We start from the raw sequence: 15,667 nt of genomic DNA on the forward strand, positions 1-15,667 counted from the left end.
GTGTCTATGTGGTTAAATATTAAGTGTCTTAGTTTCTCGGAGCTACTGGTTTCGGCAACTCTTTACGAGGGATCTTTTCAGCACGCTCTGAAGTGTGGTACACAAAAGAAGCAATGATAGTAGCAGATTTCTTCAAATCATCCTCTACTAATCTATCATAAGTATCTTGATTGGTATGGTGCGTACGAGTGTTGTAATCCATTGGGTCTTGGATAAACTGGAAGCCTGGTAATCCAACTGCATCATAAGCTTGGTGGTCGGTACCGCCAGTGTTACTAATGGTTACCGTTTTAGCACCTAAATCTGCAAATGGGTTGAGCCAAGCTTGGAAAATATCCCTCGCACCAGCATTACCTTGCAAATAAATGCCACGAACAGCGCCAGTACCATTATCTAGGTTGTAATAGGCGCTTAACTTGCTGTGTTCAGGCAATAACTCCATTTTGGTAGGGTCGGCGAAGTGTTGTTTTACATAACCTCTCGAACCATGCAAACCTTGTTCTTCAGCATCCCAAAGTGCAATTCTAATTGTTCTTTTTGGTTGAAAGCCGATAGCTTTTAGAATACGTACAGCCTCAATCATCACGATAGAACCAGCAGCGTTATCTGTAGCGCCAGTTCCCGAGTGCCACGAATCGAAGTGCGCACCTAACATTACAATTTCTTCTTTTAGCTTTTTATCAGTACCCGGAATTTCGGCAATTACATTGTAGCCTTTAGGATCTTCTGGATAGAAAGTAGTTTTCACTTCTGCTTCAACTTCCACTTTTTGTCCGCCACGTAGCAAACGCAAAATATGCAAGAAATCTTCTGCCGAAACCTCTAACTCTGGTGCAACTGGTTTAGCATCTACAGCATAAGAAGCACCGTTGCTAGTGAAGAAAGTGCCATAATTACCACGAGCGTAGGTTAAAATTAAACCAACTTTCTCTTGAAGTAACATTTCATTAATTGCCACTCGGTTTTGACGCATACGCATCATCATGGCCATTTGGTTGTTGCCACCACGACCGCCCGGACGACCTTGACCTGGAACTGCAGGTTCGGCAGCAGCCATTTCAGCTAGTTTTTCATCAGTATGACGAACAACATCCGGTGTATAAGAATTCTTTAATGGTTGTACCATTACCGACTCAATCACCACGATTTTGCCAGCCAACTTACCTTTGTATTTATCTAAATCGGTTACAGTATCCGCTTTAATTAAAACCACTTCAGATTTAATTGGGCCGTTTGTGCCTGGCGTCCAAGCTTTAGGATAACCAATAATTGGTCTGTAAAAAGGTGCGGTGGTAGCAGCATAATATTTCTCTACCGACCAGCCTTTACCGAAATTGCCCCAGCTCTCTTGCTTAGCATTTTTTAAACCTAATTCTGTTAGGTACTTCACTGCCCAGTCTCTTCCCTTTTTAATACCCGGAGAGTTGGCTAAACGAGGACCGATCACATCGGTAATTTGGAAAGCAATATCCATTACCTTCGAATTTTCTAATCCCTCTTTTCTGATTTTTTGTACAGCTTCGTTATTAACGGCTTCTTGCGCAAATGCATTAAAACTGCTAAATGAAACGGCTATGGCTAATGCACCAATTGTAAATTTTTTTAACATAAATGTTGTGTTAGGTTAAGTAACAATATGGTGTGAATTTACAGCTAAAGAGAAATAGTTGTAACTTTCTATTAAGAATTTTACAACGTTTAAAAAAGATGAGAAATTACTTATTACTCCTATTGTTTTGCCTTTCTTTTGGTCTGCCTAAATCTTCATTTTCCCAAAAAATAGAAGTGAAAGATCCAGAAATTACTACTATGCTAAACGAAGTGTCTGCGGCTAATTTGGAAGCCTTAGTGCGGAAAATGGTTTCTTTTCACACCAGACATACATTAAGCGACACGCTGAGTAAAACCAAAGGAATTGGTGCGGCAAGAACTTGGATTAAAAGTGAGTTTGAAAAATATTCGGCAGAAAGTGGTGGACGTTTACAGGTGTCTTACGATACTTTCACCCAACCAGCAGATGGTAGAAGAATTAAGGAAGCGGCGGTTTTAAAGAACGTGATGGCTATATTACCGGGAACAGATCCATCTGATAAGCGAATGTTAATGGTTTCTGGTCACTACGACTCGAGAGTAACCGATGTGATGAACGTTAAAGACTTTGCGCCAGGTGCTAATGATGATGCTTCTGGCGTGGCTGCCGTAATGGAAATGGCTCGTGTAATGAGCAAATATAAATTCAGTAGTACTTTGGTGTTTGTGGCTTTTGTTGGCGAAGAGCAAGGTTTATACGGCGCTGCTAACTTGGCTAAAAGAGCAAAAGAGGAGGGCTGGAATGTTCATCTATTGATGAATAACGACATTGTGGGTAATTCTTACGGCATGGAAACCGATATTAAAGACAATAAAAGTGTCCGTGTATTTAGCGAAGGTGTTGCTGCAAACGAAACAAAAGAACAAGCTGCTGCCAGACAGTCGGCAGGCACAGAAAATGATGGTAAAGCAAGGCAGGCTGCACGTTATATCAAAGAAGTAGCCGAAAGGTATGTGGATCAGTTAGAGGTGAAGTTGATTTACAGAAGAGACAGGTATTTACGTGGTGGAGATCATACGCCGTTTTCGCAACAAGGTTTTGCTGCGGTTAGGCTTACAGAAATGAACGAGGATTTTAATCGCCAACATCAAGATGTAAGAACAGAAAACGGTTTTAAATTCGGTGATTTGCCCGAATATGTAGATTATACCTATCTGCAAAAAGTAACGAGAATGAACATGGCGGTGATGGCAAACCTAGGTTTAGCTACGCAAGAGCCAGAAAATGTGGTGGTGCTTACTTCGGGTCTAACCAATAAAACAACTTTGAAATGGGATGCTCCAAAAGGAAAATCGCCTTATGGTTATTATGTGCTGATGCGAGAAACCACCAGCCCATTTTGGGAGCGCAAATTTTTTGTGAAGGAAAATCAAGCTACGCTAAACTATTCTAAAGATAACTACTTTTTCGCAGTGCAATCTGTGGATGAAAAAGGCCACGAAAGCTTAATGGTTGTTCCGAAGCCTGGGAGGTAGTTTTTGCTTTACCATCCCTTTTGTAACAATTCGACAGCTTTTTCTAATAATTCATCTCTACCATTTCTAATACTGGCAACAGTAGGTTTTATAGGATAGTCAATTTTAACCCCAACTCTCTGTGTAGGTTTTCCGTCTGGATAAAAAACACCCAACCCAGAAATAGCAGTACTAATTCCTCCAGGTAAAATTATACTTGTTACATTGCCATCTGCTCCAGCAGTTTGACTACCAATAACCTTTACATTAGGAGAACTCTGAAAAGCCATTGTTGTGTACTCTGCTTGGCTTTGAGTAGAGGAGTTGACAATTACAATTACTTTCCCCAAGTATGTGTCTCCACTGCTAACTCCATTAGAGGCGGAATCTGCAAGGATAAATTTTCCTGGAACAGAATAATCCGGTCTAGAAAATCGAGAAAAAAGCGTATTTTGTGATTTTATGTAGTTGCCAAAAGTAAAGGGCATAAAATCTGAAGGATAGCATCTCAAATCGACAATAATTCCTTTGGTTGTTTTAAATAATTTCTTTATTTCTGGCAAATCAGAATTTTTATACTTGCCAGCATAAACATAACCTATCTTTTCATTTTGCAAGTAATAACCTTTAGGTTTTGTGTAATCGATATCTTGGTACATCAGTTCTGAATTTACAGTAGGGATTGATATCTCAACATCTTTTCCACCTTTACTTATCACAACTCTGATTTGTTTATTATTACTTTTTAACAAATAATTTGTTGGCATATCTCTAAGTTGAGTGTCATAATTGGAGGCTGGAGTTATTGGAAGATATTTATCCACAAGATCTTTAACCTTGGTTCCGTTAATAGATACAATAACATCTCCAACATTAACAAGTTGTTTTATATTCAATGTATCTTTGTAAAATCCCGTAACAACTAATTTTTCTTGGATAAATTTTGCCTGGAATGGTGTAATGTAATGCCCTTTTATATTTTCTAAAATCTTGTTCATGCCCCATATATTTGCATGAGTATCATTTATCATTCTTATCAGTTTAAGAGTTGTTAATGTATACTCTTGTTCATTTTTTGCCAATATGAATTTTGGAATAAAATCATTTAATACATCGTTCCAGTTCTTTTCAGCAAGATTTTTGTAAGGATAATAGTAGTTGATAATACCCCAATATCTGTATAAAGCCAGGAGCCTGTAACCCGCATCAGGATATGTCATTTCTTCATATCCTTTTTCATTGTAAAATCTTGGCACCCCAATCATATCTCCTTTAACCCAATAATTATCCTTTATATCTGCATTTTGTTGAATAAATTTAAGTTTTTGTATAAGTGCTTTGCTTAAACCACCTGTCGTTAACAACCCACCGTAATCAGGATTAAGTAATACTTCAGAGTTAGATGTAGTGTTACATCCCACGCAGCTTTTTACCTTAGGCAAAGAGTCTACGTAATTCTCTAAGACATCACTTAAATCTTTATAGTTAGATTTACTTGTTTTGTGTAAAATTTTAAAAAGCTCAGCATCCCAATTTATATTGCCGCTAGCAACATAGGGGTGATGATATTTCAGGAACGCCCAGAATTGCCCGATGATTTTTAAATTATTAATGCTATTTTGGTCGACTAAAATTTGTGAAATTCCTGAACCTTTTTTAAAAGAAGTGTCAGTCAGCGCTTTTGGTTGTTGAACAGGAATTATATTTTTAACAAGTTTACCATCTATATATAGACGAAAGTCATCAAACCATACTTTTCCAGAACCACTAAAAACACCACCAAGCCTAATTTTCTCTACTTCATTAGAGTATGGCAAACTAATACTGTATTCTGTCCAATCGTTAGTCCCTCTTATAGGTTGTTCTTGTACATTGTTAAAGGCTAATATTTTATCTGCTCCCTCTAGCTTCATCATTAGTCCAGCAAAACCATTATTAATTTTGTCCGTTTTCACAAAACCTTTTAGTTCTATCAACTTTCCATCTTGCTTAACAGCAATGACATTTTCAATTGTTCGAAGTATCTTGCTCGTAGAAGTGCTCTCGATTAAAAGGCTGTAATTTCCTAGCTTTTTTATCGATTTATCTATTTTAATATTAGCAGAATTTAAAGGTTTGTATAACCAACCTTTAGGAGTTTTACTTACTTCATCTAAGATTTCAAATCCTCCATTTAAGCTGTAACTGGATTTGCAACTTATTGATAAAATAGAAAAGAAAACATAGGTCAAAATTTTACTTAGCATTTTTTTCATAGGGCTCGATTTAATTACCTTCTAAGGTATTGAAGCACCTAAAATACTGTTTTTATATAGGTCAACTCCTATTTAGCACTTCTAAGAATAAATATTTTTTGCAGTGCAATCTGTGGATGAAAAAGGCCACGAAAGTTTAATGGTTATTCCAAAACCGGGAAGGTAAAAAAGGAAGGTTAAAGTTTTTCTTGTCGGTTATCCCAAAAATAGAGTAACCATATTTCCTCTTCACGAACTTCATAGAATACGCTCGACTGTGATGTAATTACTGCTTTTCTAACGTTAGAGAATGTTGTTTCGGGGAACATCTCAGGCATCAAAGCTATTGATACTAAAAGTTTCTTCGTTTTTCTGATAAACTATTTGAGGTTGAGATACCCCAATTGTCGATGATAAAACTGATGATAGAATCGAAAGTTTCCTCTGCCTCTGGAGACCAAACTGTTTGCATTGCAATTATTTGTCGTATTTCTTAAATACTTCCTCCGATGTTTTCCCCAACCCCTTTTTGAGTTGCTCTTGACCTCTTCTAATTCCATCTAAAACATGTGCAGGAAGTGGTTCTTCTTTCCTTATTTCGTAAGGAACAGCCAAAGCCTTTAAAAATGCCTTCAGTGCTTTTTCCTGTGATTTATCGGGATGTACGAGATAAGTTTCCATATTCAGCTTTTGATGATAAACAAATTTAACAAAATTTCGATTGAAATAAAACCGGCTAAACTTGTCGGCATGCCTAATGGTTTAAAAACAAGAAAAGGCGGTAACCAGCCGCCTTCTCCAAATTAACTAAAACTAAACTAAGATCTTTATTTGATATTTCTTTTCGAGAGAATGAAATAACCAGCAACGAACAGTACTCCTGCGTAGGCTAAACTCACCCAAATGTCTTGCGTAAAAATCGGTAGGTCTTCTGGTCTGCCATTTTTGGTGCCGCTGGCTGCCCTTAAAGCTAAAGTTGGCGCACTATAAGGTATAAGAAAGGCATACTTCCACCCAACATTTGCAGTGATAATACCAGCAATGGTGCCTATAAAACCAATGCCCATTGGCTTAAGAAAGTCGCTCCAAATTAAACTTAAAATAAATTGTATTGATAAGATCCCTAATGAAGCTAAAAACAGCTTCCCATAAAACCTTGATAGTATGATTGCTGGGTCGTAGTCGGCAAAGGTGTATTTAGGGACTAAGAACTGCAAGAGATAGCCAGACGTGTAGGTTAAGAAAGCGAATAGAAATATGCAGAGCAATAAAAGCACTAGTGCATAAAGATATTTTGCAGCATATATCGAAAACTTGTTTAATGGCTGCGAAAATAGGGTTTTCCAAGTATCATTTTTGTGCTCGATGTTGTTAACAGAAAATGCCATAAACATCACATAAAATGGTAATATCAGCATTCCCATTACGCCAAGTGCAGCACTGCTGTACTGGAACCAAAGCATCATGCCAGGATAGTTGTATTTTAATATTTTAGCTGAGGAGGTATAGTAGCCAAAAGCAATCAGTCCGCAAATAACTAGCGGAAGTATAATGGCAGCCCAAAAAGCTAAAGTTTTACGAGATTTATAAAACTCTGAAATGAATGATATGTATAAAGACCGCATAATGTTGATTGTTTGGGATTTTGGGTTAATCGTTTAATCTGCTGATTTGTTTAATTGAAATTAACAGTTGGCTAATTGGATTTTGATTTTTGATAATTAACCCTTCGAGGTGATATCTAAGAACAAATTTTCTAAATCTTTCTTTTCGGTGCCAATGCTGTAAACGGTTACACCATTTTTAACCAAAAGGCTATTGTAATTGCCCATTTCGGCTTTGCCAGTATAGTTGATATGGATACGACCACTTTCTTCGCTCAGAATTTCTGCACCATTGCCACTTAAGATGTTAACTGCAGCAGCTTGGTCATCTACTTCTATTTTAATAGATGGTTTGCTCAATTCGTGCAGTTCGTTAATGGTTCCTTGAAAAAGCAAGGCTCCTTTGTTAATGATACCAACGTGTGTGGCTGTTCTTTCTATTTCCGCCAGTAAATGGCTAGAAACTAAAATAGTTTTACCATGTTTGCTGGTCAGTTCAAGCATCAAGTTTCTTATTTCGATAATCCCGTTAGGATCTAAGCCATTAGTAGGTTCATCTAGTAGGAGCAATTCCGGATCTCCAATTAAAGCCAAAGCAATACCCAAGCGCTGTTTCATCCCTAGCGAATATTTGCCAGCTTTCTTATTGGCGGCATCGGTTAAGCCCACCAATGCTAGCATCTCGCTTGCTTTATTTTTATTTATGCCTAAAAGGATGCATCTATTAATCAGATTTTCTTTGCCTGTAAGGTGGGCGTAAATTGCGGGTTGTTCTACCAGCGAACCCATTTGCTTTAAACAAGCAGTACGGTTGTTGTTGAGTTCTTTACCAAAGATAAAAACGGTATCGGCTGGCGACTGTAGCAGGTTCAGTAAAATTTTGATGGTAGTGGTTTTACCAGCACCATTTGGGCCTAGAAATCCATAAATACTGCCTTTAGGTACTTGTAATGATAAATTTTTTACTACAGCTTGCGAACCAAATTGATGGTTAAGCCCTACGGTTTCTATGGCAAATCTGCTCATCCTTATTTTAAGATTACAGTGGCGGCTTTAACAATAGTAGTGGTCTTAGAAGTAGTTTTCACTAAGCCTTCTTCGCCGTTGGTATTGTTGCCGTTTGTAGTAAAAGCAAATAACATAACCATAAATACAGGTACTAATAAAAGTAAGAAAGGCGATACGTTGGTTAACTTTTTCATAATCTGTCGTTTTTAATTTAATGGTCATGAAGCTATCGAGAGTTTTTCTTGAGTTATTTCTTAGTAAACTCTCGATGGTTTCATGTTTGTAATATTTAAGGTTTAATACTCTTTTCGTTTTCGTTGAACAAATAGAATAATTCTTAAAAACCTGTGAAAATGTTTTAGACCAAGTGCAAAATATCCTAGATAAACGGTAAAAATGCCAGTTTGTCGAATAAATCGGCTAAATTGCCCATTCGTAGAAAAAAAATGCCCGTTGGTCGAAAGTGCTTGCTTGCAAATAGGCTTATAGGTAGTTTAGAAGATTATGTTTCTACAAATTTATGAAGAATAGCAGCAGAGCATCGTTAATATTAAATTGTATTTTTTGGGGAATTCTAGGGCTAATTACCCTTGCCGCTATCGTTTTTTCTTCAAGAGAGCATTCTATAAAAGAATACATTATCGATTATGTGTTCTTTGCGGCAATTAATGTCGGCGTATTTTATATCAATTACATTGTTCTAATTCCTGAGCTAATCAAAAAGCGTAAAAAATACCTTTGGTATACCGTATGTTTTATATTACTTATTGGAGTTAGTGCAGGTATAAAAATAGGTGTAGCATTGCTAAATCCAGAGGATGTTTTGCAAACGGTTAATAATAAGGGTGTTGTGCAGCGTATTCCCTTGGTTAACTACATTATAGCTGTAGTTTTCATATCTGGATTTTTTCTGGTTTCTAGCTGCATCATCAAATTTGCCGTAGATTGGTTTTCTAACGAACGCATTCAACGTAATCTCGAAAGTGAGAAGAAAGATATGGAGTTGCAGTTTTTGAAATCGCAGTTAAATCCGCACTTTCTCTTCAATTCTTTAAATAACATCTATTCGTTGGCTTACCAAAAGTCTGATAAAACTGCCGATGCTATTTTGAAGCTTTCTGAGATGATGCGCTACATGATTTACGAAAGTAACGATAGCTGGGTGAGCTTAGATAAAGAAGTACATTATGTAGAAAGCTATGTAGAACTACAAAAACTGCGTTTTAAAGACGGGGCTGCGGTAGAAATTAGCATCAATGGTGTAATAGATGGACAAAAAATTGTACCACTAATTTTAATGTCTTTCGTAGAAAATGCCTTTAAGCACGGCGTAGCAAACGATAAGGGAGATCCAATTAAAATAAACATCATTGCTAACCAAAAGATTTTGCACTTTAGTGTAACTAATAAAAAGAGTACGGCCAACAAAGACGCCATTGGCGGGGTTGGCCTAAACAACGTAGAACGAAGGCTGCAGTTACTTTATCCCGATAGGTATAAACTGAATATTGTAAATACGCCAGACCACTACACCACAGAACTAATGCTTGATTTATGATTTTAAAATGTATTGCCGTAGATGATGAGCCTTTAGCGCTTGATATTATTGCTGATTATGTAGCAAAAGTCCCGTTTTTAGAGCTGGTTAAACGTACCGAAAGTGCTATCGAAGCCATGCAATTGGTGCAAGAAGGCAACATCGATCTCGTGTTTTTAGATATTCAGATGCCAGAATTAACGGGTATTCAGTTTTTAAAAATTGCCGGAAACAAAGCGAGCTACATTTTAACTACAGCATATTCGCAGTACGCCTTAGAAAGCTACGATTTAAACGTTTCTGACTATCTGTTAAAGCCAATTGCTTTCGATAGGTTCTACAAAGCCGTAGAAAAGGTTCGCAATCAGCATCAAAAACAAGATAATGGAACTACCGTTGCCGCACCGGCACCAGAGCCTATAGCTGCACCAACTGCTTCACCAATACAAGATTTTATTTTCGTAAAAACGGAACACAAAATCCAAAAAATTGAGCTAGATGATATTCTGTACATCGAAGGATTAAAAGATTACATTTCCATCTTCACCAAAAACGAGCGAGTAATTACCTTGCAGAACATGAAAAAGATGGAAGAAACCTTGCCAAAAGGCGAATTCATCAGGGTGCACAAATCGTATATTATTTCGGTAGATAAGATTGAAAGCATAGAGCGCAGCCGAATTGCTATTGCTGGTAAAACCATCCCGGTAGGAGATACGTACAGAGATGCTTTCTTTAAACTGATCGATAGCAGGAACGTTTAAGGGGAATCAGGGTATTTATCATTTTTACTAAACGCTTTATTTGAAGCCCATTTTTGGTGCTGCTATTTTCGGCAGTCCCGCTTTTCGTTTCTCCCGATGAAAAATCGGGATCAACTCAATCGGGGCTAGATGGCAAAAACAGAACTTTTCGGGAGGCTTTTTAGTCTAGCTATTGCCTTAGTCCTTAAAATCTATTAAGCGCTGCAGGGAGTTAAGGTGCAATTATATTAATAATAAATGAGTTTGGGTATTAGCTCGTCATTGCGATGCACGAAGCAATCTTAAATCATAAGTTTTGTTCCCTACCCATAGTTGTAGGATTGCTTCGTCGTTCCTCCTCGCAATGACGATACGTTTAACATAGCGGACTGATGATTAGAGGATACAGGGCACATTAATTCAATTAGTCAATCTTATCTTTATACTTTAAGATTGCCAATAATAGAAAGCTTAAGATGCCAATGGCTAGCAATGTGATGCCAATATACTTGTCTATGCTTCCTCTTTTAAAATATGGAACTTCATTTTTGAATATAAATTGAACCAGCCTGTTGATGTTTTCCGTTTCAGATGGATCTATATCAAAATAGATATTTATTGTATCATCTACTTTAAGGCCATCTATTTTTTCGAATGAAGGTTTGAAGTCTCCGAAATCTTTCCCAATAAATATTTCGAATATTTGCTCTGACACATCAAGTTTTATATACCTATATTTACCAAAATTTCGATTTGGGAGTTCTTTATAGTGTTTTCCTATATACGTTATTTTTCCACTAACTTTATCAAATTCCTTCTCTGTTTTAGTGCCACGAATAATACCAAAGCAACTCAGAACTATTACGGTAATAATCCCATAAATAGTTTTAAAGAATATCACTGGTTTTTTGTTGTACATAATCTAACCAGACCATTTAATTTCAATACTCCAACGGATGTAAAGCTACTGCCCAATCTGCTGCTTAATCGCATTTTCAGCCTGTAGAACCAACTCTTCTGCATTTTTCTCACCTCTTTCTATTGGCGTTAAAACCGTCCACTTTAAAGGTAGCAACGCATTTAATGGGTAAGTGCCATTGCGAACAATTTTCCATGAGTTTTCTATAGCCACGGGAACAATAATCGCAGTAGGCACAATCTTTAACAACGTTGCAATGCCACCAACCTGGAAAGGTTTCATCTTGCCATCCTTCGCTCTGGTGCCTTCGGCAAAAATAACCGTACTCCAATTGTTTTCGTTCATTCGTCTACCTAACTTGATAATCTCGCTAATAGATTGCTTGCTATCCTTTCTATCAATATTAGCACCACCACCATATTTCAAGTTAAACGAAATAGAAGGTATCCCTTTGGTGAGCTCAATTTTTGAGATAAACTTTGGATGATGTTTGCGCAAAAACCAAATTAAGCTCGGAATATCGTACATGCTTTGGTGGTTGGCCACAAAAATAATTGGTCGGTCTGTTGGCAATTTTTGGCTGTTTTTAAAACTGATGCCGTTAAGTAACGTAATTTGAGAATAAGTAAGGAAAAAGTTGAGCACATCTACCGACCATTTATGTGCCGAGTAACCGAAAATTTTATAGCAAATCCACTGTATAGGGTGAAAAATGGCTAGAAATAAACCGAAAGAAAGATAAAATATTGGAGTTAGGATATAGCCAATAAGTTTGCTCATTTTATTTTTTATAAGGTGTATACTTAAACGAATTTACGTATGCAAAGGTAGGAAGTTTTGCGTGTTTTATGCTACCTGCCCAGCTTTCAGATTTAGTAGCCCACAAGTTAAAAACCACCTGCATAGGTTTGTCGGGTACAGCAGTGGTGGTGCTATGGATAACTTTACCATCTATTTCCCACACTATACTGTTTGGTTGCCAATGGATAACATAAGTATGGAAGTCTTTGGTGCTGTCGAAATCTAGCGGTGTTTCTTTGTCGTGCGATCGTCTATCTACCCAATGGTTTGTTGTAATTACCTTGGGATATTTACCGCTAATTTCGAAATCTATTTCGGTGTTGTGTGCCGCATTTGGTCGGTACAGAAAAAATGCCGTGATACAGCCAAGCGCATCAGATGCTTTTAATTCTGCTTCGAAACGACCATAGAGAAACATTTTTTTGGTACGAAGTTCGGCTGCGCTATAGTTTTTTTCTCGATGCTTTTTATTTTCTAATTTTAATACAATTTGCTTGTCTTGTACAGAAACATTGTTCTCTGAAAAGTGAGCTAGATTATTATCGAAAGTATGGTTTTCTGCCTGCCAATGTTCATGGTAACCGTTGCTAAAATTTTCTTTGAACGTAGTTTTCTGTCTTGCTTCACGTTGTGTCTTACACGACAGAAACAGCGAAATTAGTATTAAAACATAGCAGAAACGCATTTACAATGTTCCTTTCGCTAACAAAAGTTGCACTTTCAAAATTGCAGCTACACTTATGCTGTCGGTAATTTCTCCATCCATTACCATTTGATAAGCCTTGGCAAAAGGTACTTTTATAATTTGAAGGTCTTCTGTTTCTTCGGGTTCGGCTTCGCCCTGCGTTAAATCTTGAGCGAGGTAAATAATGGCTAATTCATCGCTCACAGAGTTAGAAAGATGCATGCGCTGTATTTCGATAATCTTATTGGCAACCAAGCCTGTTTCTTCAACCAATTCTCTTTTTGCGCTTAACTCTGGGTCGCTGCCTAATGGTCCGCCACCTTCGGGAATTTCCCAACTATAAGCTTTCAGCGGAAAACGATATTGCCCAACCAGCCAAGTATTGTTTTCTTCATCTAACGGAAGCACGCCGATAGCAATGTTCTTGAAATGTACTTCGCCATAAATTCCTTTGCCGCCAGAAGGGTTAATTACCTGATGCTCGGTAACCTTTATCCAATTGTTATCGTATTTTTCTTCGCTGCTAAGGGTTTGCCAAGGGTTTTCGGTGCTCATAGGCAGGCAATATACACAAAATCCTAATTAGCTTTGGTTACCACTTTTGGCGCTGGCGGTACCGTAACCTTGTTGGTTTTAATTCGGGTAAACCTGTAATTGATATTCAAATTGAAATTATTGGTGTTGTTTCTGCTAAAAGAGTCGGCGAAGAAATTAGTGCCTTCGTTAAAAGAATAACTATGACGACCTCTAAATGGATCGTTCGCAGAAATTCTGGCAGATAATCTATTTTTCAGGAAGTTTTGTCTAATGCCGATGGTGGTATTCATCGAGCTTCTGTTTCTGCCCTGCGCTACCAAATTATTGGCGTAGTTTAAACTTCCTTCTGCTGCGGTTCTATTGCTTATCTGGAACGACATGCCTACCCGAGATCTAACACTCCAACCACCGCGATTAAGAGATTGGTTCATGGCAGATTTGTAATCGCTTTGTATCAAAGTAAAGTTACCATTGAAAGATGTTTTCTTCGTAGGCCTATAATTACCAATAAGGATGTATGAGATATAATAGTTGCTGCCAACATTATCGAAAGTAGACTCCGAAACCCCGTTCGGATGCACAAATCTATATCGTTCTATCACGCCAGTGGCTCTAGAATAAGTAATGCGAGGATTAAACGACCAATCTCGTCCGTACATGCCCATGTTTAGTGCAATTTGATGGGTATACGAAGGCATAAGATTTGGATTTCCGTAAGAAATATTTAAAGTATCTGCATTATTAACCTGCGGATTTAGCGTGTTTTCTCTCGGTCTATTTACCCTAACACCGTAACTAAGGCCCACGTTATATTTCTTTTTAATGAATTTGCTTACAGATAGGGACGGGAACATACTGAAGTACGGATTTACGGCATAACTTTGCGCAGTGTTCAAGTCAAAATCTACGTTGGTATATTCGGCTCTCATAGCACCTCTTACTGTCCAGCCATCTTTTCTGTAATTGTATGAACCGTAAGCTGCATATATCTTCTCGTTGTAGATAAAATCGCTGCTTAACTTATCGTTCTTGTTGAATACGTTATTTCTGAAATTATAATTTTCTACCAATAAATCACTTTGGTTTTCGCGAATGCCAATAGCTACTCCAACTTCTATACGATCTCTCTTGTTAAATAAAGGCTTTTCGTAATCTAGGTTAAAATTTAGCCCGTTGTTACTTATATCATTATTGTTTTGCTGTAAAGAAGGCGATAAATTTGTTGGGAAAATATAGCTTCTGTCAAAATTCCTGAACGAATAGTTGCTGTTGGTGTTTAGCGTTAAGCCCATCGAAAGCGTATTGCCAGAAGTGTCAATTCTATAGCTGTAATCTGCACTAAAAACCAGCGTTTTATTGTCGCCGTTAGAACCATTTAATTGGTTTCTTAATCGCTTTTCGGTAAGTTCTTCGGTAATGTAATAGAAGTTGTTGGTGGTAAGCCCTTCATTATGGTTCTCTGCATAACTTGCAGAGGTTTTTAGGTTTTGTTTTTTGTTGATATCCCAATCAAAACCTACTCTGAAATTGGTGCCTCCGTTGTCACTTTCGCTGTTGTTATATTGATTGTAATAGTACGTGGTGTCGGGAAATACGTTGGTTCTAAAATTCTCATTATAACCTCTTCCAATGCTCGATCTAATAGAACCACCACCATTTATGCTGTAGTTTTTGCCTTTGTAAGAAGCATTGGCGTTGGCGTTTTTGTTGCCTTGCAAACCTGCCCCAACACCCACGTTGCCGTTAAAACCAACTTTAAAATCTTTTCGTAAAACGATGTTGATGATACCCTCGCCATCGGCAGAATATTTCGCTGGCGGATTGGTCATTACTTCAATCTTCTCTACTGCATCTGATGGCAGTACGTTCAGTAGATCTGCAATGTTGGAGGTCATGTAATCAGATGGACGGCCATTGATAAAAACACGGGTACTTCTCATGCCAGAAATTGTGGGCTTGCCATCAATGTCTACTTCAACCATTGGTACATCTTTTAGAATATCTACGGCAGAACTTCCTTCGGCATGGATACTAGCGCCAACGTTGTAGGTAATCATGTCCCCATCACTTTCAATTAAAGGCTTCTCGCCAGTAATTACTACTTCTGACAGGCTGTTTTGAGATTGCCCGAGCTTAATGGTTCCGATATTCTTCTCAACATCTGTTGCGCTAACATAAATGTCGTTAATAACAACCTGACTAAAACCAACAAAACTCACCTTCACTTTGTAAATGCCAAGTTTAAGGTTTTGAAACTTGAAGTAGCCATTTTCATCTGTTTGGAAAGTTGCCGTTGGCGATTCTGAAGTGCTTTCCGTTACCGAAACTACAGCATAAGGAATTGGCAAACCTCCAATTTCTTCTACAACTTTACCTCTAATAGCACCTTTATTTGTCGTTTGCGAGCTTGCTAAAAAAGGAAATAAGAATAAGGCGGTGGTTATAACGGCAAGTAAATTTTTCAACGTCTAGTTTGCTAAATCAAGTGTTTGGTTATGCTAATATATTAAGAAACAGCGTTAAATTCAATTATATTGGTTGGTGAAAACACGGT

Annotated in this window: 14 protein-coding genes; 3 read left to right on the top strand and 11 right to left on the bottom strand. The window is 37.6% G+C overall.

Annotated features, from left to right (window positions below; all coding sequences use genetic code 11):
* Positions 1-28: 28 nt before the first annotated feature.
* Complete coding sequence (locus tag REI64_RS16450; RefSeq protein ID WP_308851236.1) at positions 29-1,609, bottom strand: M20/M25/M40 family metallo-hydrolase; 1,581 nt, start codon at positions 1,607-1,609, stop codon at positions 29-31.
* 98 nt (positions 1,610-1,707) lie between these two features.
* Between REI64_RS16450 and REI64_RS16455 the strand changes: the two genes are divergently transcribed.
* Complete coding sequence (locus tag REI64_RS16455; protein ID WP_308851237.1) at positions 1,708-3,066, top strand: M20/M25/M40 family metallo-hydrolase; 1,359 nt, start codon at positions 1,708-1,710, stop codon at positions 3,064-3,066.
* 8 nt (positions 3,067-3,074) lie between these two features.
* Here REI64_RS16455 and REI64_RS16460 read toward each other — a convergent pair whose 3' ends face one another.
* The 5 genes from REI64_RS16460 to REI64_RS16480 all read right to left on the bottom strand — a co-directional run bounded on the left by REI64_RS16460 (position 3,075) and on the right by REI64_RS16480 (position 8,085).
* Positions 3,075-5,300: a S41 family peptidase gene (locus REI64_RS16460; protein WP_308851238.1), complete on the bottom strand. Its 2,226-nt coding sequence runs from the start codon at positions 5,298-5,300 to the stop codon at positions 3,075-3,077.
* 456 nt (positions 5,301-5,756) lie between these two features.
* Positions 5,757-5,960, bottom strand: coding sequence for a DUF2683 family protein (locus tag REI64_RS16465; RefSeq protein WP_308851239.1), 204 nt, complete (start codon positions 5,958-5,960; stop codon positions 5,757-5,759).
* Positions 5,961-6,106: 146 nt separating this feature from the next.
* Positions 6,107-6,904 (bottom strand): ABC transporter permease, encoded by a 798-nt coding sequence (locus REI64_RS16470; RefSeq protein WP_308851240.1) that lies wholly within the window; start codon positions 6,902-6,904, stop codon positions 6,107-6,109.
* Positions 6,905-7,000: 96 nt separating this feature from the next.
* Complete coding sequence (locus REI64_RS16475; protein WP_308851241.1) at positions 7,001-7,909, bottom strand: ATP-binding cassette domain-containing protein; 909 nt, start codon at positions 7,907-7,909, stop codon at positions 7,001-7,003.
* Positions 7,910-7,911: 2 nt separating this feature from the next.
* Positions 7,912-8,085: a hypothetical protein gene (locus tag REI64_RS16480; RefSeq protein ID WP_308851242.1), complete on the bottom strand. Its 174-nt coding sequence runs from the start codon at positions 8,083-8,085 to the stop codon at positions 7,912-7,914.
* Between the two features lie 326 nt (positions 8,086-8,411).
* On the opposite strand from REI64_RS16480, the gene REI64_RS16485 reads away from it, so the two are divergent.
* Positions 8,412-9,449 (top strand): sensor histidine kinase, encoded by a 1,038-nt coding sequence (locus REI64_RS16485; protein ID WP_308851243.1) that lies wholly within the window; start codon positions 8,412-8,414, stop codon positions 9,447-9,449.
* Complete coding sequence (locus REI64_RS16490; protein ID WP_308851244.1) at positions 9,446-10,192, top strand: LytTR family DNA-binding domain-containing protein; 747 nt, start codon at positions 9,446-9,448, stop codon at positions 10,190-10,192. Before REI64_RS16485 ends, REI64_RS16490 begins: the two co-directional genes overlap by 4 nt.
* A gap of 403 nt (positions 10,193-10,595) precedes the next feature.
* Here REI64_RS16490 and REI64_RS16495 read toward each other — a convergent pair whose 3' ends face one another.
* Genes REI64_RS16495 through REI64_RS16515 form a run of 5 tightly spaced genes read right to left on the bottom strand, consistent with a single transcriptional unit; the run spans position 10,596 to position 15,578 of the window.
* The gene (locus REI64_RS16495; RefSeq protein ID WP_308851245.1) at positions 10,596-11,090 is read right to left on the bottom strand and encodes a hypothetical protein; all 495 of its coding nucleotides are present in this window, start codon (positions 11,088-11,090) and stop codon (positions 10,596-10,598) included.
* Between the two features lie 45 nt (positions 11,091-11,135).
* A complete protein-coding gene (locus REI64_RS16500; RefSeq protein WP_308851246.1) occupies positions 11,136-11,870 on the bottom strand; it encodes a lysophospholipid acyltransferase family protein in 735 nt (244 codons plus the stop codon).
* Between the two features lies 1 nt (position 11,871).
* The gene (locus REI64_RS16505; protein ID WP_308851247.1) at positions 11,872-12,576 is read right to left on the bottom strand and encodes a family 16 glycosylhydrolase; all 705 of its coding nucleotides are present in this window, start codon (positions 12,574-12,576) and stop codon (positions 11,872-11,874) included.
* Positions 12,577-13,131: an NUDIX hydrolase gene (locus REI64_RS16510; RefSeq protein WP_308851248.1), complete on the bottom strand. Its 555-nt coding sequence runs from the start codon at positions 13,129-13,131 to the stop codon at positions 12,577-12,579.
* 23 nt (positions 13,132-13,154) lie between these two features.
* On the bottom strand, positions 13,155-15,578 hold the full coding sequence (locus tag REI64_RS16515) for a TonB-dependent receptor domain-containing protein (RefSeq protein WP_308851249.1): 2,424 nt from the start codon (positions 15,576-15,578) through the stop codon (positions 13,155-13,157).
* Positions 15,579-15,667: the final 89 nt, after the last annotated feature.

Source organism: Pedobacter sp. (genome assembly GCF_031119335.1).
Lineage (GTDB): Bacteria > Bacteroidota > Bacteroidia > Sphingobacteriales > Sphingobacteriaceae > Pedobacter.